Origin of the sequence: Hoeflea sp. 108 (assembly GCF_000372965.1) — a bacterium.
Classification (GTDB): domain Bacteria; phylum Pseudomonadota; class Alphaproteobacteria; order Rhizobiales; family Rhizobiaceae; genus Aminobacter.
On the sequence record NZ_KB890025.1, the window covers coordinates 361237 to 382830 of the forward strand.

Below are 21594 nucleotides of genomic sequence, written 5' to 3' on the forward strand. Positions count from 1 at the left end.
GATTACGCCTCCGCTCCATAGACCAGTTTGTCCTGCCGTGCCCTGAGCTCGGCGATCTTCGAGTTTGGCGCAACCGCGGCATTGGCCGTGGTGATCAGCTCACCCTTCCTGATCGGGGCGGTGACCGTGCCGCCCTGCAGCAGGCCGCAGGGGATGGCTTTTGCGGCGCGTGCCTCGCCAGCGGTCATGATCCAGGCGCGATAGGTGTATTCGCCGATGGCGTCGAGCGCATCGCCGGGTGCGAGGTCCTTCTTGGCCACCGCGCAGACATCGGCCACCGGCTTTGCCAGCGGCACCATGTCGGCCTTGCCATAGAGCACCACGCGGGCGCAGGTCAGCGGCACCTCGAGCGAGGTCAAATGGTAAGGCCGGTGGAAGGTGAAATACGGGCCATGACCCATCTTCAGGTCTTCCATGCGCTCGCGAATGCGCGGATGCGACATGTCGGCGATGACGAAGACGCCTGGAGCCACACCCTTGCCGATCGAATAGTCGACGACGCCGACCTTGGACAAAACACCGCCGTCCTTTTCGGGGATCAGCACCTTGTTGAGTTCGGGCAGCGTCGCCGCCGGACCGTGCATGCCGGCCTTGTCGGGAACGAGGCCGGTGGCATTGGCGATCGCCGCCATCTCGACCATGGTCTTGGAGCCGTCGACGAACTCGACCAGCATACGCACGTTCATGTTGCGGCGCCTGGCTTCCTCGGCATAGTCGTGCGGCACGGCATCGATGTTGAGCGGGTTGTTCTTGCCCTTGCCGGCGGCAACGATGGTGTGGCCCATCGCCGAAACGAACTCGATCAGCTCCATGCAGGACGACGGCTCGTCGCCGGCGCCCAGCGAATAGGTGACGCCGAGACGGTTGGCCTCCGACTTGAGATAGGCGCCGATGGTGACATCGGCCTCGACATTCATCATGACAAGATGCTTGCCATGCTCCATGGCGCGCAGGCCGATCTCGGCACCGACGGCGGGCACGCCGGTCGCATCGATGACGACGTCGATCAGGCCGCTGTTGAGGATCAGGTCGGCATCGTTGGTCACCGCAACCTTGCCCGCCTCGATCGCCTCGCTCATCGCCGAGCCGGAGGCGACTTCGCGGGCATGGCCCTTTTCCTGGTAGGCGATGTCGACGGCGCGATGCGCGTTGGGCAAATTGAGCTCTGAGATCGCGCCGACCTCGATACCCGGCATATGCGCCACCCGCGCCACGATGTCGGTGCCCATCTCGCCCGAACCGATCAGGCCGATGCGGATCGGCTTGCCCGACTTCTGCCGCTCCACGAGGTCTCGCGCCAAGCCCACAGGCGCTACGTTGATCGTCATCTGGTGGTCCTCCCGAACACGGCAAGCTGCTGCTTTCAGTGATCGAGTGGTATTGAACATATGTATTTCTGTCAATACGAATGTCCAAATCCAGGCTGTGAATTCCGATACAATTCACATTCAGGAATGACAAATGTACGTGTGCGGACAGTGAGCCTGCGCACATATGAAGCACGTCGAAATGCAGATGGCCCGGGTCAGCGCCCGGGCCATCTGCATTTCGAAGAACGCTGTTGCGAGGATGAAGGCCCCTGCCCTTCTACAGGGCGGTGCGGTAGAGCTTGCCGAGACCTTCGATCGGCTTGTCGTAGCCGCCCAGCCGCAGCATGTGCCAGGCCATGGCGTGGTTGCTTGATGTCACAGGCTTGCCGAGCTTCTTCTCGACGCTTTCGGCGATGCGGGCAACACGCAGGCTGGTGCAGGACACAAACACTGCTTCGCAATCGTCGGAAGCTCCGATGCTGAGGATCGCCTTTTCGATTGCATCGGTGGTGATGCGCGCCACGAGGTTGTCGTCGGGCTCGTTGAACGACCCCATGACCGGAATCTCCAGGCCGCGCGCCATGAAGGCCTCGCGCAGCGAATGGTTGATCGTGGCAATGTAGGGAGTGAGCAGCGCGATCTTTTTGGCACCCATCGCCTTGAAAGCAGCGAGCGCCGCTGTCACCGGGTCGGTAACCTTGACGCCGGGCATGACTTCGCGGACCCGCTTGGCCACCTGGCTCTCGCCGATCACCAGCGCGCCCGAGGTGCAGCCGAAGCCGATGACGTCGAAACGCACGTCCGGCAACAGGCCGACGGTGCCGGGAATGTCGGCTTCCATCTTGCGCAGATTGTCGGGCGTGATTTCGACCGGCGAATGCAGCCGCGCCTCGTAGAGCGCCACCCCGTCCGGCAGCGCGAAGCGGAACTCGTCCTCGATGGTCTGGTCGGTGCGCAGCACAAGCAGGCCGAGATTGGCCACTTCGCCGATACCGTTGTCGGTCTCGAAGGCGATGTTTTCGGTGTTCGAAACAAGGCCGGCCTGGCCGGTCGGCTGGGGTGCGATGGTCATGATGTGCTCTTCGTTCTTGTTGTCTGGCTTGACGCGTCAGCTGACGGCGGCGAGCCGCGGCTGGCCCTCGGCGGCCGGAGGCTCGCCACCAAGATAGAGATGGCGCATGGCCGGGTCGGCCAGCAGATCCGCCGCCTTGCCCTCGATCGCCACCTTGCCGAGGGAAAGCACGTAGGCGCGGTTGGCGACACCGAGCGCCTCGAAGGCGTTCTGTTCGACCATGACGATGCACATGCCGGTGCGGTCGCGAATCTCGGCGATGGCCGCGAACACCTCATGCATCATCAGCGGCGATAGGCCGGCCGATGGCTCGTCGAGCAACAGCACGCGCGGATTGGAGATCAGGGCGCGCGCCAGCGACAGGATCTGGCGCTCGCCGCCCGAAAGCGCCGAGGCCTTGCGCTCCTGCTTGGAGGCGAGCGAGGGGTATTGCGACATCAGTTCGGCATAGCGCGCAGCGCGCTCCGCTGCCGCCATATGGCGGGCGCCGAGCATGATGTTGTCGGCCACCGTCAGTGTCGAGAACACATTGTCGGTCTGCGGCACGAACCCCATGCGATGGTGGCGCACCTTGTCATGGACGGGCACCGCGCTGACATCGCGGCCCTCCATCTCGATGCCGCCGCCGCGCGGGCGGACGAAGCCGGCGATGCATTTGAGCAGCGTGGACTTGCCGCAACCATTGGGGCCGAGAATGGTGACGATCTCGCCGCCCGACGCGGTCAGGTCGATGCCCTGCAGGATGTCAGGACCATCGCCATAGCCGGCGCGCACATTGTTGACGCGGATCATGCCGACACCTTCTGCCTTGCGACCGACTTTCCGAGATAGGCTTCGACGACACGCTCGTTTTCGGTGAGCTCGCGCGGGGCGCAGTCGGCGATGATTGCGCCGCGATCGAGCACGATGCAACGGTCGCACAGTTCGCGGATGAAATGCATGTCGTGTTCGACCACCAGCATGGCGACGCCGCGCCTGTTGAAGGCCTTGAGCAGCTCGACCATGCGGCCGCGCAGCTGCGGGTGCACGCCGGCCGTCGGCTCGTCGAGGCACAAGAGCCTCGGCCGGGTGCGTAGGGCAATGGCGATGGAGAGCAGCTTCTTTTGCCCGCCCGACAGCGAACTCGCCGGCTGATGGGCGACGGCCTTCAGGGCGAACTGCTCGATCAGCTCGTCGGCTTCGGCATCGTCGCTGCCGCGTCCGATGAATGCGTCGAGCAGGCCTGCCCCGTCACGCGAGCCGGCACGCAGCACTTCGCGCACCGTCATGCGATGCGGCATCGACGGCAGCTGGAAGGTGCGCACCAGGCCCTGGCGGGCGATCTTGTGCGAAGGCTGGCCGCCGATGCTCTTGCCGAGGAACACGATCTCGCCGGCATTCGGCCGGGAGAAGCCCGAGACGATGTTGAGCAGGGTCGACTTGCCGGAGCCGTTCGGCCCGAGCAGGCCGACGATCTCGTCGGAGCCGATCTGGAAGCGCACATCCGACAGCACATGGTGGGCGCCGAACGCCTTGGCGATACGCTCGGCCCTGAGCACGGTTTCAGCCATTGCGCTTCTCCCCCACTCGTTCGGGAATGAGCCCCTGGGTGCGCCACATCAGGAAGGTGAGCAGGCCGCCGCCGACCAGCGTCAGGCGCATGGCGGCGACATATTCGGAGGGCAGGCCGAGCGCGTCCTTCACGAAGGGCACGAAGGCAAACAGGAACTGCATCAGGATGGCGCCGACGATGGCGCCGAAATGGTTGCCCGAGCCGCCAATGATGACCATCGCCCAGATCAGGAATGTCTCGGAGCTGACCAGCTGGTCAGGCCCGACGAAGGTGATGTAGTGGGCGAAGACGAAGCCGGAGGCCGCGGCCATGACGGCCGCGACCATCAGCGTCTGGGTCTTGAGGGCGGAGAGGTCGTAGCCGAGCGAGGCGGCAAGCTGCGGCTCCTCGCGCATCAGCTTGAGCGCCAGCCCGTAGCGGCTGGTGGTTAGCCGATTGCACAGCCACCAGGCGACAAAAAGCAGGACGATGCACAGGCCGAGCGTCATCAGCGGACCCAGCGGACGCGGCATGTCGCCGAAGATCAACGGGATGCCGCCGACGCCCTGTGCGCCGCCGGTCAGCCACGCCTCGTTGTTGGCGAGGATGCGCAGCACCTCGGCGACCGCCAGCGTGGCGATGCCCCAATAGTCGGCGCCGAGGTTGCGGCCGAGCCTGGCGAAGGCAACGGCGACGACAAGCGCGAAGATCACGCCGAGCGCGATGCCGGCGACCGGGCCGAGCTGGTTGGAGAAGGCGATGGAGGCGCCATAGGTGCCGCAACCAAACAGGATCACCTGGCCGAAATTGACCAGCCCGCCGAAGCCGACCTGCAGATTGAGGCTGAGTGCGAGCAGCCCGTAGAGGCAGGCCATGATCGCGACATGGATGAGGAACTCAAACACGCTTCACCTCCGAGACGAACAGGCCGTAGGGCTTGACCAGAAGCACGACGACGAGCAGCAGGAAGGATGCGGCCGTTGCATAGGCTGCAGGGATGAAAAGCATGGATTGGCCGAACAGCGGTCCGAAATTGACGTTGGTCACAAGCGTCTCGGCCGAGGCGATGACGACAGCGCCGACAGCTGCCCCCAGCGCATTGCCGAGCCCGCCGAGGATGGCTGCGGCGAAGACGGGCAAGAGCATGTCGAGGCCGAGCTGGGCACTCATCTCACCCTTCACCGAGAGGCCGATGCCGCCCAGCGCGGCCATGACGCCGGACAGGAAGACGACGGTGTTGGTGACCTTGCGGGTGTCGATGCCGGTGGCGCTGGCCAGCACCGAATTGGTGGCGGTGGCGCGCATGCAGCGGCCGAGATCTGTGCGGAAGAGGATGAGCGCGAAGGCGCCGATGGCAAGCGCGCTGATGCCGACCGAGATCAGCTGATGCTCGGTCAGCCGGGCGCCGAGGAAACGCAACGGTGGATTGATCTCCAGTTCGAAGCGCTGCGGGCGTGGTCCGGCGGTGACCAGGAAGACGGCGGAAAAAACCATGCTGAGCGCCAGCGAGCCGATCATGGCAATGGCCGAGCCGGCGGTCAGCAGGCGCTCGAAAACGACGACGTTGAGAACGACTGCGATGATGCCGACAAGTGCACAGGCAGTGATGGCAGCGACCACGAGAGGCAGCCCGGCCATCTGCAGGCCGAACGCCAGAAGCGCGCCGGTCGTCGCATATTGCACAAGTGCTACATTGGGAAAGCGGATCAGCGAATAGACGCTGCTCAACCCGATGGCGATCAGCGCCAGGTCGACCGCGCGGATCAGGACGTCGACGACAAACTGGACCATGCTCTTTTCTCGTAAGGGTAAGTCGGTGCAGCCGCGGGTGGCGGCTGCAAAAGGGCAGGCCCGGCGCCTGTGCATGAACCCGAAAATCGGAACCGATTTTCGGAAAGATCATGCACTTTTTCCAAGCGATACAGCGTCCCTTGCGCGTCCTTGAGGACCGCGGCGCTGTAGGTGCCGGCCTGCCCTAGAGACAGAGCGTCAGCGCTGCTGGACGCCGTCCTCGATCTTCAGCTTGAGATAGGGTTGGTTGGAACGCTGGCGGTCGGCGTCGAAGGTGATGTCGCCGGTAGCGCCCTTGTAGCCGTTGCCGATTTCCTTCAGGGCCGCGGTGATCGCCTTGGGGTCGGCCGAGCCGGCCTTGTCGATGGCAGCGGCGGCCATCATCACGGCATCGTAGCCATAGCCGTTGAAGCTGGTCTTGAAGGGCTCGCTGTACTTGGTCTTGTAGGCGGCCTCATAGGCAGCGCCATCAGGGCCGATGTAGTTGAGGTCGAGACCGTATTGTCCCTGCACGAACTTGGGATCGGCATCCGTGGTGCACATCGACAGGTAGATGGCGTACCACGGCGTCGCATTGAGGCCGAGCTCGAAGGACTCGCGATTGATGGTCGCGGCTTCCTTGCCATAGGCCGAGTAGACATAGACGTCGGGTGCGCCGCGCTCCATCTGCTGCAGCTCGCGGCGGTAGGTGGTCTGGCCCTCGGTGTACATGACGGTGGAGACGACCTCGCCGCCAAGCGCTGCAAAGGCCTTCTGGAACTGTTCGGCCACGCCCTGGCCATAGGCGTTGTTCGGCACGATCACCGCCGCCTTCTTCCACTTGTTGTCGACCACGTCCTGGGCGGCGAAGCCCGAGGAAACGTTGTCGAGGCCGATGAGCGAGAACGAGCCGTCGCCCAGCGCACGGATCTTGCCGCTGGAGGAGCCGATGTTGAGATGCACGCGGCCTTCCTGCACCAGGTACTGGCCGACCGGAATGGTGATGCCCGAGGAGTATTCACCGATCACCACCGGCACCTTGTCGACGGTCACCAGCTTCTTGGCGGCGTCGAGCGCGGATGGTGCGCGGCCGCCTGAATCCTCGACGATGACGCGCAGCTTCTGGCCGCCGAGCACGCCGCCCTTTTCATTGATCTGGTCGACCGCCAGTTCGATGCCGCGGCGCTGGTCGTCGCCGAGCGTGGCGCTGGCGCCCGACAGCGGCAGGACAGCGCCGAGCACCACTTCCTGGGCCAATGCGGGCATGCTGGTCAGGGCAAGACAGGCGGCAGCCAATAGGGCTTTGTGCATTTTCATCTCCATTGTTTCGTTGTCGGCCGGGCCGCTACGTGGCGCCCGGTCCCCTCTTATCGACGATATGTAGACACAGAACTTTTCATAAGTGAATACACATAATGATGCACTTGTGAGTTTTGTGAAGGCGGCCGGCGGATTCCTTGAAATTCTATGGTGTCGGTGCTGGAAGTAGGAGCAGGTCAGCGTCTGCCTGGGTGCGCCTTTTTCGGTGCGCCAAGACAGCACTGTGTGCTTGTTGTCCGGGTGGAGGTATTGGGCCAGATCGCCCCTGCTAACGCCGGGCGCAGAGATGCACGAGGCTCTGCCTGCCACACGTTTTGCGGGGAGGAAGCTGCCGGCCGCCCTCCCCTCACCGCTCCCGTCACCTACTCGGCGGCGATCGGCAGGGATTGTTGTGACGCAATCTGGGTCAGTTGAACCCATCTGGCCCGTGCTTTTTCGATGCTGCGCTCCTTGACGGGACCGTAGCCGCGGATCTCCTCCGGCACCTCGGCGATGGCGAGAGCCGTCGCGTGGCTCGCCGGTGTCAGGCTCGCAAGCGCTGCCTCGACAAGGCTGCGGTATTCGCCGACCAGGGCACGCTCGGTACGACGCTCGGCGCTGTAGCCGAACGGATCGAGGGCAGTTCCGCGCAGCCGCTTGAATTTCGCCAGCACGCCGAAGGCATTCATCATCCAGGGCCCGAACGTCATCTTGGCGGGTTCGCCGGTGTTGGGGTCTTTCCTGGCCAGCAGCGGCGGCGACAGGTGGAAGGTCATCTTGCCCTCACCGTCGAAGGTTTCGGTGAGTTGCTTGCGGAAGGTCCCGTCGGAATAGAGCCGCGCCACCTCATACTCGTCCTTGTAGGCCATCAACTTGAACAGATGACGGGCGACGGCCTCGGACAGTTTGCCCTCTGCGCCCATCACCGCCTTTTCGCGAGCCCGCGCCCGGTCGACGAAATCCAGATAGGCCTGGGCATAGCGGCGGTTCTGGTAGGCGGTGAGGAAGTTGATGCGCCGCGCCACCGTCTCGTCGAGTGATTGCGAGGCGACACGGTGGCCGAGCGGCGAGTTGGCCTGGGCCCTGGGCAGCAGGGCGTCGACGGCCTGTCGGTCGGCTGCGGCGAGCCGGCCGAGGCGGAACGCGGTGCGGTTCATCTCGACAGCAGCACCGTTGAGCTCGAGCGCCTTGTCGATGCTTGTCGACGCCAGCGGGATCAACCCGCGCTGCCAGGCGTATCCGACCATGAACAGATTGGTGCCGATGGAATCGCCTAGAAGCTGCGTCGCGATCTGGGTGGCGGCGACGGTCTCGACCTGGTCCGCGCCGGCGACCTCCTTGACCACTCCCGCGAGCCCCAGGCCCTGGACGCGGAAATTGGGGTCGCGGATGAAGGCGCCGGTGATCGTCTCCTCTGAATTGAGCAGCACACGCGTCTTTCCATTGGCAATGGCACCGAGCGCTTCCTTGCCGGCGGCGACGACGAGGTCGCAGCCGAGCACGACGTCGGCCGACCGCGACGAGATGCGCACCGCGTGCAAGTCGTCGGGCGTCGGCGCAAAGCGCAGGTGCGTCGTCACCGGTCCGCCCTTCTGCGCCATGCCGGCCATGTCGAGCGTCGAGCAGCCCTTGCCCTCGAGATGGGCGGCCATGGCGAGGATCGCGCCGATGGTGATGACGCCGGTGCCGCCGACGCCGGTGACCAGCATGTTCCACGGGCCTTCAAGGACGAAGGGCGCGGGTTCAGCGATCGGCCTAGCCGCGACCGTCTTCGGATCGACATTTCTCGGCTTGCGCGGCCTCACGCCCTCGACGGTGACGAAGGAAGGACAAAAACCCTTCACGCAGGAAAAATCCTCGTTGCAGGAGGATTGGTCGATGCGACGCCTGCGCCCGAACTCGGTGTCGACAGGCGTGACCGACAGGCAGTTCGATTTCTTTGAGCAATCGCCGCAGCCTTCGCAAACCAGTTCGTTGATGATGACGCGGCGCTCGACACGCGGCTTGGGGTCGCGCTTGCGGCGTCGGCGCTTTTCGGCAGCGCAAGTCTGGTCGTAGACGATGCCCGACACGCCCTCGACCTCGCGCAATTCGCGCTGCACGGCATCGAGTTCGTCGCGGTGGTGGATCGAGACATTGGCCGCGAACGGCTCCTGCCCCTGGTACTTCTCGATGTCGTCGGAGACGACGGCAATGCGCTCGACGCCCTCGGAGCGAAGCTGGTGGGTGATGCGCTGCGGGTTGAGGGTGCCGTCATGGCGCTGGCCGCCGGTCATCGCCGTCGCGTCGTTAAACAGGATTTTATAGGTGATGTTGACCCTGGCTGCGACCGCTGCACGGATGGCGAGCAGGCCGGAGTGGAAATAGGTGCCGTCGCCGAGGTTCTGGAAGACATGGCGGGTCGGCACGTAAGGTGCCTGGCCGATCCAGTTGGCCCCCTCCCCTCCCATATGCGTGTAGGTCGCGGTGTTACGCTCCATCGCCTGCGACATCCAGTGGCAGCCGATGCCGGCAAGCGCCCGGCTGCCGTCGGGCACGCGCGTAGAAGTGTTGTGTGGGCAGCCCGAGCAGAAATAGGGTGTGCGCTGCACAGGCGCGAGGCTGGCAAGCTTGGCGCCGTCGACATCGGCCAGCCGGCCGATGCGCTCGACCAGGTCGCGATCTTCGAGCCAGGGCAGGATGCGAGCGGCAATGGCGCGGGCGATCTGGATGGCGGTGAGATCGTCATGAGCCGGCAAAACGATACGGTTCTCGCCGTCGCGCTTGCCAAAGATGCGTGGCCGCCGGTCGGCCGGCATGTTGTAGAGGATGTCCTTGACCTGGCCCTCGAGCAGCGGCCGCTTTTCCTCGACGATCAGAAGCTCCTCCAGCCCTGCCGCAAAGGCTGCAATGCCTTCTGGCTCGAGCGGCCAGACCATGCCGACCTTGTAGACCGACAGGCCGAGCTCGATGGCGCGTTTTTCGGAGATGCCGAGTTCGTCGAGCGCCTGGCGCACGTCGAGATAGGACTTGCCGGTCGTGACGATGCCGAGCCGGCGGCGCGGGCCGCCGATTGCGACACGGTCGAGCCGGTTGCTCCTGGCAAAGGCCAGTGCGGCCGGCAGCTTGAAATTGTGCAGCCGTCGCTCCTGCTCCTGCGGGCTGTCGGGCCAGCGAATGGAGAGCCCGTCAGCGGGCATGTCGAAATCGCCAGGTATGGTGAAGGCGAGGCGCTCGCTGGCAACAACGATCGAGGCGGACGAGTCGACCGTCTCGGCGATCAGCTTGAGCGCCGTCCAGCAGCCTGAATAGCGCGACAGCGCCCAGCCATAGAGGCCATAGTCGAGGATCTCCTGCACGCCGGCAGGATTGAGCACCGGGATCATCGCGTCCATCAGCGCATATTCGCTCTGGTGCGAGGTGGTCGAAGATTTGCAGGTGTGGTCGTCGCCGGCAAGCAACAGCACGCCACCATGCGGGGCCGAGCCGGCGAGATTGCCATGCCGGAAGGCATCGCCCGAGCGGTCGACACCCGGCCCCTTGCCGTACCACATGGAAAAGACGCCCTGCTTGTTGGCCTTTTCGAGCAGGTTGATCTGTTGGGTACCGAGCACCGCCGTTGCGGCAATATCTTCATTGAGCCCGGTCTGGAAGCGAATGTCGGCGGACGCCGCGAATTTGCGCGCCTGCCCGAATGCCTGGTCGATGCCGCCGAGCGGCGAGCCGCGATAGCCGGTGACGAAGCCGGCCGTATCGAGGCCGGTGGCGCGATCACGCCAGCGCTGCACCATCGGCAGGCGCACCAGCGCCTGGGTGCCGGTGACGAAGATGCGCCCGTCTTCCAGCAGATACTTGTCGTCGAGCGATACTGCTGGAAGGGCCATGCCGATCTCCTGAGGCTGTTGTCGCTGCCCGGCATACCGGAGCGACGCAGACGAACGTCGAAGTCTGTTCTTATGTAAATCCATTACTGTATACACATTCGGACGTCAAGATCGGGAACACTCGGCTCCGGGCATCGACGCGGGGTGCGTCGCCAACGAGGCGTTGCAACGGTTTTGTGAAACACAGAGGTCAGACGGCTGACGTTTCGCCGCGAAATCCGATGCCATTTCGGAAAGCGCGCAGGTTGGAGCGTTCGTCCGACGCTCCAAGATTTGCCCGCTGGCCGGCCCGCTTATTCTGTTACGACCAGGTGGTTCACGCAGTATGCGCGGCGCTTGTCGTGTCGTTATCGGCCTTGGCCGACAGGCCTTGCCGGTGCACCCACCACAGTTGTGGAAGCGGCGACATCGTGAAGCACGACGGAGTTGGCGCCGATGCGCGCGTGGTCGCCGATCCTGACGCCGCCCAGAATCTTGGCGCCGGCGCCTATGTCGACATGGTCGCCGACCCACGGCACATCAGGATTGTCTCGTATGCCGAGCGTCACCTGCTGGAAGATCATGCAGTTTACGCCGATTCGGACCTCGGGATGAATGACGATGCCGTTGGGATGGGGCATGAGAAGCCCGCCGCCCAGCTGCGTGTTCAACGGGATCTCGGCACCCGTGACTATAGACCAGAAGTGGTGTCGCAGCACCGCCAGTCGCCGCACCAGCCCGGCCAGCAAGCCGCCGGATGATCTGGCGTGCTGGTAGGCGCGGATGCTGGCCAGAAGCGAACGGGACGGGTCCCATTGCCAGAAGGACTTTTTCTCGCGCGTCCAATCCGGCTGCATCGGGGCCTCCGATGGCAAGCGGTCCCCCAGTTCCTTCGCCTCAGCCAATGTCGACTCCACCCCAGCCTGTCCTGCCGCCAGCATGACAGATATGGCCGCTCCATCAAGCGGGGCGTGAGGCCCCTCCCCGTCAGGCGATCTCGATGACGACGCGACCGCGGATCTGGCCGGCGAGGATCCTGTTGGCGAGTTCGGGCAACTCACCCATCTTGTGGACTTCGGTCATCGCGGCGAGCCTGGTCTTGTCCAGGTGGTCGGCGAGTGTCTGCCACGCCCGCCTGCGCTTCGGCATCGGCGCATAGACGGAATCGACGCCGATCAGCGTCACGCTGCGCAGGATATGCGGCATCACGGTTCCGGGCAGGTCGGCGCCGCCGGCGAGGCCGCAGGCGGCGACTGCGCCGCCATAGACGGTCTGCGCCAGCACGTTGGCGAGCGTCGTCGAGCCGACCGAATCCACCGCACCGCTCCAACGCTCCTTCTGAAGCGGGCGGACCTCGGCTGCGAGTTCAGCACGATCGAGGAAGGAGGTCGCGCCGAGTGAGCGAAGATAGTCGTGGGTCTCGACCCGGCCGGTCGAGGCGGTGACGAGGTAGCCTTTCGCGGCGAGCAGGCTGACCGCCGTCGAGCCGACGCCGCCGGCTGCACCCGTCACCAGCACCTCGCCCCTGCCCTTTTCGATCGCGCCCCAATCCTCCAGGGCGTCGACACAGAGAGCCGCCGTATAGCCGGCGGTGCCGATCGCCATCGCCTGTTCCATGGTGAAGCCATCGGGCAGAGGCAGTAGCCATTCGGGCTTGAGGCGCTGGAAGCGCGAATAGGCGCCCCATTCGGTTTCGGACATGCCCCAGCCATTGGCGACGATCTTGTCGCCCGGCTTCCAGTTCGGCGAGCGCGACTCGACCACCGTGCCGGCGATGTCGATGCCCGCGACCATCGGCAGGCGGCGGGCGATGCGGCCCTTGCCTGAGATGGCAAGGCCGTCCTTGTAGTTCAGGCTGGAATAGCTGATTTCGACCAGTACGTCGTTGTCGGGCAGGTCGGACATGGCGATCTCGCGGAAACCTGCCCGTGGCTTGCCCTCGACATCCTCGATCATCAATGCGGTGAAGCTGGCGGTCATGGCAAGGCTCCGTTTGTCTGCAGGCGGTCGCGGGTGGCGCCGTCAGGCCGAGGACAACATGGCTTGGTGTGCTACCGCAACCCTACTAGAGTCGACTGACAAAGCAGGAGGGGCGGCGGCGCCGTTCGAAAATTCATGGCCACCCCAAAAGATCTGGTTCTCGCGGCACTCGCATCCAGGATTGACCGGACCGCAATCCTCACCGGCAACGACATCGATGCCCGCTATCGCGAGGATCTCGCGGGCAAGCCGGGGGCAAGTCCGGAACTTGTGTTCCGGCCGCGCACGACGTTGGATATGTCCGCCATGCTCTCCGCTTGCAATGCCGCCGGCCTGCCGCTGGTCGTCCAGGGTGGTCGCACCGGCCTGTCGGGCGGCGCACGCGTGCTCGCGGGCGAGGCGGTGATGTCGCTTGAGCGCCTGACCGAGCTCAGCGAGGTCGACACCGTCTCCGCCTCCATCGTCGCACAGGCAGGCGTGCCGCTGCAACTGGTGCAGGAGCGTGCCGATGCGGCCGGCCTCATGTTCGGTGTCGATATCGGTGCGCGCGGCACGGCGACCATCGGCGGCAACATCGCCACCAATGCCGGCGGCATCCGGGTCCTGCGTTACGGCAGCTCCCGCGCCCAGGTGCTGGGACTGGAGGCGGTGCTTGCCGACGGCACGGTGCTGTCGTCGCTGAAGGGCCTGGCCAAGGACAATTCAGGCTACGACCTGAGCCAGCTCTTGATCGCCAGCGAAGGCACGCTTGGCGTGGTGACCCGCGCCTGCCTGAGGTTGCATCCGAAGCCGGTCACCCAGGCCGCCGCCTTCTGTGCCCTGCCCTCGCTGGACGCTGCGCTCGCTTTGCTTGCGATGCTGCGCGGGCGGCTGGGAAACCTGCTGTCCGGCTTCGAGGTCATCCTCAATCCGCTGATGGAGGAGATGGTTTCTCATCTCGGCCTGCAGGCGCCTCTGGCGCTGACTTCGCCCGTCTATGTGCTGACCGATATCCAGGGCATGATGCCAGGCCTCGACGAGGAAGCGTTCACGGAAGCTCTGTCGCAGGCACTTGAAGACGGGATGGTCGAGGATGTGATTCTGTCGCAGTCGGAACGCGAGTTCGACGCGTTGTGGTCGCTGCGCGAGGATTGCAACACCTTTCTGTTCGGCATCGAGGCGATGCTCAGTCTCGACGTCAGCGTGCCGCTGCCGAAGATGTCGGCATTCGTCGAGGCGGCACTGGCGGCCCAGGCCAAGGCCGATCCCGAGGCGAGGAGCTACATCTTCGGCCACCTCGGCGATGGCAACCTGCACTACACGGTCAAGACCGATGCCTATGACGTGGTGACGGACGCGGTCTTCGGCTGCGTGGCGGCCGTTGGCGGATCGATCTCGGCCGAGCACGGCATCGGTCTCGACAAGAAGCCTTGGCTGCATCTGACGCGCAGCCCGGACGAACTGTCGGCGATGCGACGGTTGAAACACGCGCTCGATCCAAACGGCATCCTCAATCGCGGCCGCATCTTCGACTGATCAGCGGTTACGGATCGCGGCGATGAATCGATGGCGTTCCATCGATTCATAAGTCTCATTGGACGGTGGTGTCGCTGCGGGCGATTCTCCTGTGTATGGAACCGTCCTCGACCACGCTGCACCTCGAACGCATCGACGCCAGCCGCAACATGGCGCGGTTCTACCGCCTATCGGTGGAGCCGTCTTTGTTCGGCGACGCGGCGCTGGTTCGCGAGTGGGGCCGCATTGGCACCCTTGGTCGTCGGCGGCTTGACCTGTTCGCCGATGCCTCCTTGGCGGGACAGGCGCTGCGAAGGCTATCTGTTGCCAAGCTGCGGCGCGGTTATCGGGATGTCGGTTGACAGCTGTCAACGCGTCGCGCCGATCTGTTCGGCAATGCAACGAGCCATGTCCGGCAAGCTTTGTTTCGGTGCCGTCCAAATGGTTAATTCGTGTTAACTATAAACAAGTTGACTCGACTCGGGCTCTCCAGCACCCTTGTTACGGTAAATCATCGTAATTCGATGCGTACGGCGTAACCACGAAATCCCTCCGTTATCCACGGCCTGACACGTAGAAATTGGCGAAGGCGTAACCCGGATTCGGATTCCGCGGCGAATCGGCGCATAAACAGGAGCAAGGCTTAAGCGGTGCGTCGCCAGACGAATGCCGCACGGGCCGAAAGGGGACTAGAGACTTGCTAGGGGCAGTTCAGACACAGGCGATCCATGCCGGTGAGGAACCGGAGGTCGTGGCGACCGACCGGGCTATTGCGCGGGACGCAGAGATGTTGTCGGCGCAGTTGCAGGCAATGCGCGACCGGCTGTTTTCGCCGAGTTCCAAGAAGGCTCTGCGCAAATTTTCGAGCGGCGAGGCTGCCCGACTGATTGGCGTTTCCGACGGCTATCTGCGCCAGCTCTCGATCGCGGGCGAGGGACCGCAGCCTGAGACGGGGGCCGGAGGCCGCCGCTTTTATGCACTCGATGATATCAATGCCTTGCGCCGGCATCTCGCCGAGCAGAACCCCTCCAAGGGCCGCCATTACCTGCCGCGCCGCGACGAAGGCCGCGGCGAGCATCTGCAGGTGATCGCCGTCACCAACTTCAAGGGCGGTTCGGGCAAGACCACGACCAGCACGCACCTCGCCCAGCATCTGGCGCTGGCCGGCTACCGCGTGCTCGCCATCGATCTCGATCCACAGGCGTCGATGTCGGCGCTGTTCGGCTACCAGCCGGAGCTCGACCTCAACGGCAACGACACGCTTTATGGCGCGATCCGTTATGACGACGAGCGCCGGCCGTTGGCCGACATTATCCGTCGCACCTATTTCGACGGGCTCGACCTGATCCCGGGCAATCTCGAGCTGCAGGAGTTCGAGCACACGACGCCGCAGATGCTGGCGGCACGCCAGGCCGGCGACGGCAAGCCTATGTTCTTCGCCCGGGTGCAGGCCGCACTGCAGACGGTGGCCGACGACTACGACGTGGTGGTCATGGACTGCCCGCCGCAGCTCGGCTTCCTGACCCTGTCGGCGCTGTGTGCGGCAACTTCCGTGCTGGTGACCATCCACCCGCAGATGCTCGACGTGGCATCGATGAGCCAGTTCCTGTTCATGACCGCCGACCTTTTGTCGGTCGTGCGCGAGGCCGGCGGCGAGCTGAACTTCGACTTCATGCGTTATCTGATCACCCGCTACGAGCCCAATGATGGGCCTCAGACGCAGATCGTCGGTTTCCTGCGCTCGCTGTTCGGCGACCGCGTGCTGACGGCGCCGCTGGTCAAGTCGACGGCGTTCTCGGATGCCGGTCTCACCAAGCAGACGCTCTACGAGGTGGCGCGCGAGAGCTTCAGCCGCGCCACCTACGACCGCGCCATGGAGTCGTTGACAGCTGTCAACGGCGAGGTCGAAGGCCTTGTTCTCAAGGCCTGGAACAGGGCGGCGTGAGGAGGCGGGCATGGCATTGAACCGCAAGGACCAGCTCAGGGCTCTGTTCGGCGCCGGCGACCCGCCTGCAGCTCCGGCGGAGCCGCTTGATCGCGCCCCGGAAACGAAGTCGGCCGAGCCGGAGGCAGCGCGTCCGCGTAGCGCGTCCGGGGCGGTCAAGGCCATGGGCCTGTCGCTCGGTGGGCTGTCCAAGGAGATCGAGGAGGCGCGCAGACTCAAGGAAAGCCTCGATGGCGCCGAGCGGGTCTCGAAGATCGACGCCGCGCTGATCGACACCTCCTTCGTCACCGACCGCCTCGATCATGGCGGCAAAGACGAGGAGTTCGAGGCGCTGGTGGCGAGCATCCAGCAATCGGGGCAGCAGGTTCCGGTGCTGCTCCGGCCGCATCCCGACAAGCAGGGGCGCTACCAGACGGCCTATGGCCATCGCCGCGTGCGCGCCGCAGGGCGGCTTGGCGTGCCCGTTCTGGCGATCGTCAGGCAGCTCTCCGACATCGAGCTGGTGCTTGCCCAGGGCAAGGAAAACAGCGAGCGCCGTGACCTTTCCTTCATCGAGCGGGCGCTGTTTGCCCATGAGCTGATTGCACGCGGCTTCGAGCGTGGTGTCGTCCAGGACGCGCTGTCACTGCACAAGGCCGAGATGACGCGCTTCCTGCAGGTGGTTGAGGCCGTTCCCGAATACATCGTCCGCGCCATCGGCGCTGCGCCCAAGATCGGTCGCCCGCGGTGGATGGCGCTGGCCGATCTGCTCAAAGGCGAGGCCGCTTTGGTCAAATCCAACGACGAAGTGGCCAGCGAGCGCTTCCGCGCCGCTTCGAGTGACGAGCGTTTCAACATGCTGTTCATGCGCCTTCAGCGCAAAGGAATGGCGGTTGGCAGTTCAGCCCGCGAAATCCGTGACGGGAAGGGCAGGGCGGTGGCCCAGCTGACCATGTCCAAAGGCAAGGCGCGGGTCGATTTCGTGGATAAATATGGCGACGGGTTCGACGATTTTCTGGACGAGGAGCTGCCCAAGCTGTTGGAAAGGTTCAGCGGGGTCAGCGGCAACGTGGCCGGCGAACGTTAGTTTTGTCCACACCTGGCCGAATCGGGCGCATGATCACGGTCATCGCCCCGGCCGATGTGGAGCGTGCTGAGTAAGAGTTAGATGCGTAAGGGATTGGGAAAAGAAGGATAACCGGCAAGAAAAAGGCCCCCGAAACGTCGCCATTCCGGAAGCCCTCATCAATGTAGCGATTGTGAGAGAATCATTTCCGGGCCGACTTGTCAACCGCTGGACACGTTCCGGAAGGTCTTTGGCTTGCCTCCGATTGAGGTAAACGAGGAAATGATCGAGCACATCTCGACGACGCCCTTTGGGCGGCGGTCGTTGACGCGTGCCATGATGGCAGGGCAAAGGGCCGCAGAAAGCTGCGCGGCTGGGGCCAGTGCCAACAAGTGGCAGGTCTTCAGGGCCGTTTGCGAAGCCAAGGCCATGCTGGGCGCCAGCGATCGCGCCCTGGCCGTCTTGAACGCGCTGCTGAGCTTTCACCCCGACACGGATCTCGTGGAAGGGGAGGGGCTGGTGGTGTTTCCATCCAACGCACAGCTTGCCTTGCGGGCCCATGGCATGGCGCCGGCGACGCTCAGGCGGCATCTGGCCGTGCTGGTCGATTGCGGCCTTGTGGTTCGCCGCGACAGCCCCAATGGCAAGCGTTACGCCCGCAAAGGCGTTGACGGCGAGATCGAGCAGGCCTTCGGCTTCGACATGACGCCGCTTCTGGCGCGCGCCGCGGAATTCGAACGCCTGGCGGAGACCGTGCGTGCCGAGCGGCGGGCGCTTCTGCTGGTCAGGGAGCGCATCACCATTCTGCGCCGGGACATCGGCAAGATGATCGCCTTTGGCCTCGAGGAGGGCATTGCGGCCGACTGGCAGCGCCTGCACATTGAATTCCGGCAGATCGTGGGTGCCATCCCGCGTACGGCGAGCCGCCTGGAGCTGGAGCCTATTGCTGCGGAGCTTGCGGTTTTGGCCCAGGAGGTGCGCAAGGCATTGGAAAGCCACGTTAAAACTGAAGAAATAAGCGCCAATGAGTCTCATTCTGAGCGCCACATACAGAATTCAAATCCACAACACCTTGATATTGAACCCGGCCTCGACAAAGGCCACGGGACGACCGCCGAGCCAAAACTGGAGATGAAGAACCAGCCGCCAACGGGATATCCGCTTGGCATGGTGCTGCGTGCCTGCCCCGATATTGCGGATTATGCCCGAAACGGAATTTCCGGCTGGGGCGAGCTGGTGGAAACGGCAAATCTGGTGCGCGGCGCCCTTGGCGTCAGTCCGGATGCATGGGATCAGGCCTGCGAGGCAATGGGGGCGGTGGATGCCGCGATCATGGTGGCAGCGATGCTGCAGAAGGGCGAGGCGATTTCCAGCCCCGGCGGCTATCTGCGCAGCCTGACCGCCAAGGCACGATCGGGCGAATTCTCGATCGGCCCGGTGCTGATGGCCCTGCTGCGGGGCAGGGGAGGGGTCCAGGCCAAGGCGGGGTGAGTGTCAGTGGAGCTTTGACAGCTCCGCCGCAGCCGCCGTCAGCGGCATGGCCTCTACATCGTGGGGCAAAGGAAATGTTTCCGTGCCCGGGTAGATGAGGATGCGGCGGTCGGGCTTGATGTCTTCGCTCGCCATGTGAAAACCTTTCTCGACTTTGGGCGACAGGCTGCGCTTGATCTCGATGGCCCAGACGGCGGCGCCCGGCAGGGTAAGCAGGACGTCGATTTCGGCCCCGGCCGAGGTCCGATAGAAGTTCATCTGCGTGCCTGAAGGGGCGGCGGCCGACAGGGTTTCGATGACAAAGCCTTCCCAGCTGCCGCCGGCGACGGGATGGCCGAGGAGCTGTTCTTGCGTTCCGAGCCCGAGAAGCGAATGGGTGAGGCCGCTGTCGCGCACATAGACCTTGGGCGACTTGACCAGGCGCTTGGAAACATTGGCGTGCCAGGGCTCGAGGCGGCGGACAAGCAGCAGGTCGACGAGGAGGTCGAGATAGGACGCGACCGTCTTGCCGTCGATGCCGAGCGCGCGGGCGAATTCGGCTGCATTGAGCAGGCCGGACTGGTGGTGGGCGAGCATGGTCCAGAAGCGGCGCAGGGTTTCGGCCGGAATACGCGGGCCGAGCATCGGGATGTCGCGCTCAAGGTAGGAGCGGATGAAATCCTGTCGCCAACGCAGGCTGGCGCGATCGTTGGCGGCGAGAAAGCTCTCGGGAAAGCCGCCGCGAACCCAGAGCGTCGAGATATCCTGGGGCGGAACTTCGAGGCCGTCGAGCGGGTGCATCTCTAGATAGGCGATGCGCCCGGCAAGCGTTTCGCTCGATTGCTTCATCAGGTCGATGGAGGCCGAGCCGAGCAAAAGAAAGCGCCCCGTGCGCAATCCGCTGCGCCGGCCACGGTCGATCAGCCCGCGCAGGTTCTGGAACAGGCCGGGAAGGCGGTGGACTTCGTCGAGGATGACGAGCTTGTCTTCATGGCCGGCAAGGTAGAGCTCGGGCTCGGTCAATTTGGTGCGATCGGCATCGGATTCGAGATCAAGGTAGATCGAGGGCCGTGTCTCGGCGATCTCCAGCGCAAGCGTGGTCTTGCCGACTTGGCGCGGGCCCAGCAAGGCCACGGCAGGCGAGCTGTCGAGCAATTCGAGGACTTCAGGGGTAATTCTGCGCGTAATCATCCTTGCATTTATGGAGTCCGATTCCGTATTTGCAAGGAAAAACTCAGTTGCAGTAAGACCGACCGGCAGGCTTTGCTGGTGTTGCATGCGCAGAACGCTACCGGGCGGTCAGGGCAGGGGAGGAAGCCAGGGTTCTGCATGCACCAGCTTTGGTGGCCCCCCAGGCAGAGCCCCCGCATTTTATTGTTCCAAAGCGTTCTCTTCGAACAGCGGAAACGGCCCGATCTTGCAGTCTCGGTGCAATTCTCGCCGGAAAACCGCTTCGCTCTTGCGCTGGAATTGCTCTAGAGCCCGCTTGCCTTGGTCAGGTTGACACGGAAACGGTCGCGGCGGCGCTGGTATTTGCGGGTCATTTCGGCGCTGGCGTGGCCGAGCTGTTTCTGTACGTAACGCTCTTCAATCTCGGCCGACGAGGCGAGGCCAGCCCGCAGCGAATGGCCGGCAAACAGCTTGCCGCGTTCGACCTCCGTGAGGTCGCCGCGCACGCCGGCGGCAAGGGCCGCGCGCTTGACCAGACGGGCGACCTCCTGGTCGTTGAGCCTGTCGGGGCCGACCTTCTTGCCCTGTCCCGTCACACGGCGGAACAGCGGACCATGGGCGATGCGGGCGAACTCCAACCACGTGCCCAGCGCAATGACAGGGCAGGTGGCGTCGGACGAACCGCGGCCGATCTCGACCTCTCGCCAGCCGGTCTTGCCTCTCAAGGTCACCAGCAAGCCCTTGTTGGGAAAGAATTCTATCCAGCCGCGGCCGTCCTCTGTCTGATCGCGGCCGCAATCGAGGCCGACGATCTCGGAGCGGCGCAGGGCACCTGCGAAGCCGACCAGCAGCATAGCGCGATCGCGCAGGCCGCGCAGGCTGGCTCGATCCAGCGTTTCCAGCATGGCGATCAGGTCCTCGGGCAGGATCGCTTCCTTCTGCCGGGGCGGCTGGGCATGGGCGTTGCGGATGCCGGTCATGACGGTGGCGATGGCGCGATGCTTCCTGTCGAGCGCAAGGCCGCGTTGGGCATAGTTCCAAGTAAGCGATGACAGGCGGCGTTCGATGGTCGAGACGGCATCCTTGTGGCCCGTGGCCTCTGCGGCGGTGCTTCTGGCACTGGCTGAACCTGATGCACAGGCTGTGATGTAGAGCCCCACCAATTCGGGATCAGGCGGCAGCGGGGTAAAACCCTGGCGGTCGAGCCAGTTGCCAAAATGCTTCCAGTCGGCGGCATAGGCGCGGCGGGTGTTTTGCGAACTCGCCGCCTCGACATAGGCGCGGGCGCGCTCGGCGAGCGCATCGAGCTGAGCCGGAAGCCGGCCGGACGAAGCAGGCCCGACGAGCGGCAGAGCAGGGGAGGGAGCCACGCCATGCACGGCTTCTGGCTCCGCCACAGCTTCCATGTGCTGCCCCATCGCCATCACGACGTCGATGATATCGGGCAAATCTTCGTCAGGAGTGCCGTCGGAATCGTGCTTGTCGACCAAAATGGCGTTTCCAGACATGCTCTCTCGTCGAGCGGAGTGCTGCTCAATACGGTTGTCGGATTGCCGGGTTTCATGAGACTCCGGATTGTTTGTTGTCAATGGTTTGTCCGTGACGCCATTGTGAGACTGAATCGGGGTTATTGAGACTGGCGATAAAACTGAGTCGGAATTTGTGA

17 protein-coding genes are annotated in these 21594 nt (G+C 64.2%); 5 read left to right on the forward strand and 12 right to left on the reverse strand.

From position 1 onward, the window contains the following. Positions 1–2: 2 nt before the first annotated feature. The 10 genes from B015_RS0127610 to B015_RS0127655 all read right to left on the reverse strand — a co-directional run bounded on the left by B015_RS0127610 (position 3) and on the right by B015_RS0127655 (position 12804). Positions 3–1328 carry an NAD(P)H-dependent oxidoreductase gene (locus tag B015_RS0127610; RefSeq protein ID WP_018431007.1) on the reverse strand — a complete coding sequence of 442 codons (1326 nt, stop codon included), beginning with the start codon at positions 1326–1328 and terminating at the stop codon, positions 3–5. Positions 1329–1587: 259 nt separating this feature from the next. Then, positions 1588–2382 carry an aspartate/glutamate racemase family protein gene (locus tag B015_RS0127615; protein WP_018431008.1) on the reverse strand — a complete coding sequence of 265 codons (795 nt, stop codon included), beginning with the start codon at positions 2380–2382 and terminating at the stop codon, positions 1588–1590. Between the two features lie 36 nt (positions 2383–2418). After that, a complete protein-coding gene (locus tag B015_RS0127620; RefSeq protein ID WP_018431009.1) occupies positions 2419–3174 on the reverse strand; it encodes an ABC transporter ATP-binding protein in 756 nt (251 codons plus the stop codon). Further along, the gene (locus B015_RS0127625; protein WP_018431010.1) at positions 3171–3932 is read right to left on the reverse strand and encodes an ABC transporter ATP-binding protein; all 762 of its coding nucleotides are present in this window, start codon (positions 3930–3932) and stop codon (positions 3171–3173) included. The genes B015_RS0127620 and B015_RS0127625 overlap by 4 nt, the downstream gene beginning before the upstream one ends. Further along, positions 3925–4818, reverse strand: a complete 894-nt coding sequence (locus B015_RS0127630; RefSeq protein ID WP_018431011.1) for a branched-chain amino acid ABC transporter permease — start codon at positions 4816–4818, stop codon at positions 3925–3927. The genes B015_RS0127625 and B015_RS0127630 overlap by 8 nt, the downstream gene beginning before the upstream one ends. Then, the gene (locus tag B015_RS0127635) at positions 4811–5704 is read right to left on the reverse strand and encodes a branched-chain amino acid ABC transporter permease (RefSeq protein WP_018431012.1); all 894 of its coding nucleotides are present in this window, start codon (positions 5702–5704) and stop codon (positions 4811–4813) included. Before B015_RS0127635 ends, B015_RS0127630 begins: the two co-directional genes overlap by 8 nt. Before the next feature lie 198 nt (positions 5705–5902). Beyond that, positions 5903–6994 (reverse strand): ABC transporter substrate-binding protein, encoded by a 1092-nt coding sequence (locus B015_RS0127640; RefSeq protein ID WP_026227814.1) that lies wholly within the window; start codon positions 6992–6994, stop codon positions 5903–5905. Positions 6995–7365: 371 nt separating this feature from the next. Further along, a complete protein-coding gene (locus B015_RS0127645) occupies positions 7366–10845 on the reverse strand; it encodes an indolepyruvate ferredoxin oxidoreductase family protein (RefSeq protein WP_018431014.1) in 3480 nt (1159 codons plus the stop codon). Between the two features lie 347 nt (positions 10846–11192). Then, positions 11193–11681, reverse strand: coding sequence for a DapH/DapD/GlmU-related protein (locus tag B015_RS0127650; RefSeq protein WP_018431015.1), 489 nt, complete (start codon positions 11679–11681; stop codon positions 11193–11195). A gap of 130 nt (positions 11682–11811) precedes the next feature. Next, the gene (locus tag B015_RS0127655; RefSeq protein ID WP_018431016.1) at positions 11812–12804 is read right to left on the reverse strand and encodes an MDR family oxidoreductase; all 993 of its coding nucleotides are present in this window, start codon (positions 12802–12804) and stop codon (positions 11812–11814) included. A gap of 135 nt (positions 12805–12939) precedes the next feature. On the opposite strand from B015_RS0127655, the gene B015_RS0127660 reads away from it, so the two are divergent. The 5 genes from B015_RS0127660 (at position 12940) to repC (ending at position 18779) form a co-directional block, all read left to right on the forward strand. Beyond that, entirely contained in the window at positions 12940–14319 is a 1380-nt protein-coding gene (locus B015_RS0127660; protein ID WP_018431017.1) for an FAD-binding oxidoreductase, read from the forward strand. Between the two features lie 95 nt (positions 14320–14414). Continuing rightward, a complete protein-coding gene (locus tag B015_RS0127665; protein ID WP_018431018.1) occupies positions 14415–14660 on the forward strand; it encodes a WGR domain-containing protein in 246 nt (81 codons plus the stop codon). Positions 14661–15022: 362 nt separating this feature from the next. After that, complete coding sequence (repA, locus tag B015_RS0127670; RefSeq protein ID WP_026227816.1) at positions 15023–16243, forward strand: plasmid partitioning protein RepA; 1221 nt, start codon at positions 15023–15025, stop codon at positions 16241–16243. A gap of 10 nt (positions 16244–16253) precedes the next feature. Beyond that, positions 16254–17309, forward strand: a complete 1056-nt coding sequence (gene repB, locus B015_RS31725; RefSeq protein ID WP_040457332.1) for a plasmid partitioning protein RepB — start codon at positions 16254–16256, stop codon at positions 17307–17309. Between the two features lie 261 nt (positions 17310–17570). Next, positions 17571–18779 (forward strand): plasmid replication protein RepC, encoded by a 1209-nt coding sequence (gene repC / locus B015_RS0127680; RefSeq protein WP_018431021.1) that lies wholly within the window; start codon positions 17571–17573, stop codon positions 18777–18779. A gap of 3 nt (positions 18780–18782) precedes the next feature. Here the strand turns inward: repC and B015_RS0127685 are convergent, their stop codons facing one another. Together B015_RS0127685 and B015_RS0127695 are read right to left on the reverse strand one after the other, a co-directional pair. Continuing rightward, entirely contained in the window at positions 18783–19949 is a 1167-nt protein-coding gene (locus tag B015_RS0127685) for an ATP-binding protein (RefSeq protein WP_040457333.1), read from the reverse strand. Positions 19950–20233: 284 nt separating this feature from the next. Next, complete coding sequence (locus B015_RS0127695; protein WP_051092005.1) at positions 20234–21436, reverse strand: site-specific integrase; 1203 nt, start codon at positions 21434–21436, stop codon at positions 20234–20236. Positions 21437–21594: the final 158 nt, after the last annotated feature.

What these genes read in the sequence shown, in the direction of transcription:
- repC (WP_018431021.1), top strand. Translation starts at nt 17,571, where the DNA reads ATGATCGAGCACATCTCGACGACGCCCTTTGGGCGGCGGTCGTTGACG.
- B015_RS0127620 (WP_018431009.1), bottom strand. Translation starts at nt 3,174, where the DNA reads ATGATCCGCGTCAACAATGTGCGCGCCGGCTATGGCGATGGTCCTGAC.
- B015_RS0127655 (WP_018431016.1), bottom strand. Translation starts at nt 12,804, where the DNA reads ATGACCGCCAGCTTCACCGCATTGATGATCGAGGATGTCGAGGGCAAG.
- B015_RS0127650 (WP_018431015.1), bottom strand. Translation starts at nt 11,681, where the DNA reads ATGCAGCCGGATTGGACGCGCGAGAAAAAGTCCTTCTGGCAATGGGAC.
- B015_RS0127640 (WP_026227814.1), bottom strand. Translation starts at nt 6,994, where the DNA reads ATGCACAAAGCCCTATTGGCTGCCGCCTGTCTTGCCCTGACCAGCATG.
- B015_RS0127665 (WP_018431018.1), top strand. Translation starts at nt 14,415, where the DNA reads ATGGAACCGTCCTCGACCACGCTGCACCTCGAACGCATCGACGCCAGC.
- B015_RS0127695 (WP_051092005.1), bottom strand. Translation starts at nt 21,436, where the DNA reads ATGTCTGGAAACGCCATTTTGGTCGACAAGCACGATTCCGACGGCACT.
- B015_RS0127615 (WP_018431008.1), bottom strand. Translation starts at nt 2,382, where the DNA reads ATGACCATCGCACCCCAGCCGACCGGCCAGGCCGGCCTTGTTTCGAAC.
- B015_RS0127645 (WP_018431014.1), bottom strand. Translation starts at nt 10,845, where the DNA reads ATGGCCCTTCCAGCAGTATCGCTCGACGACAAGTATCTGCTGGAAGAC.
- B015_RS0127625 (WP_018431010.1), bottom strand. Translation starts at nt 3,932, where the DNA reads ATGGCTGAAACCGTGCTCAGGGCCGAGCGTATCGCCAAGGCGTTCGGC.
- B015_RS0127660 (WP_018431017.1), top strand. Translation starts at nt 12,940, where the DNA reads ATGGCCACCCCAAAAGATCTGGTTCTCGCGGCACTCGCATCCAGGATT.
- repB (WP_040457332.1), top strand. Translation starts at nt 16,254, where the DNA reads ATGGCATTGAACCGCAAGGACCAGCTCAGGGCTCTGTTCGGCGCCGGC.
- B015_RS0127635 (WP_018431012.1), bottom strand. Translation starts at nt 5,704, where the DNA reads ATGGTCCAGTTTGTCGTCGACGTCCTGATCCGCGCGGTCGACCTGGCG.
- B015_RS0127685 (WP_040457333.1), bottom strand. Translation starts at nt 19,949, where the DNA reads ATGATTACGCGCAGAATTACCCCTGAAGTCCTCGAATTGCTCGACAGC.
- B015_RS0127610 (WP_018431007.1), bottom strand. Translation starts at nt 1,328, where the DNA reads ATGACGATCAACGTAGCGCCTGTGGGCTTGGCGCGAGACCTCGTGGAG.